The 252-nt window shown below is 48.0% G+C and carries 1 rRNA gene; it reads left to right on the top strand.

What is annotated here, in order from left to right:
- A 23S ribosomal RNA gene (locus tag AB4Y43_RS40715) occupies nt 1-252 on the top strand; the annotation flags it as partial.

Genomic DNA, 252 nt, shown 5'->3' with positions numbered 1-252 from the left:
ACCTGAATACATAGGGTGTGAAGAGACAGACGAGGGGAACTGAAACATCTAAGTACCCTCAGGAAGAGAAAACAAAAGTGATTCCGTCAGTAGCGGCGAGCGAAAGCGGAATAGCCTAAACCAATCAGCTTGCTGGTTGGGGTTGTGGGACGTCTCACATGGAGTTACAAAGGAACCGATTAAACGAAGAGGTCTGGAAAGGCCCGCCATAGAAGGTAAAAGCCCTGTAATTGAAAGTCTGTTCTCTCCGAG

This window comes from Paraburkholderia sp. BR10872, assembly GCF_040965835.1.
Lineage (GTDB): Bacteria > Pseudomonadota > Gammaproteobacteria > Burkholderiales > Burkholderiaceae > Paraburkholderia > Paraburkholderia nodosa_A.
This window is presented reverse-complemented; position numbering and strand designations above follow the sequence as displayed.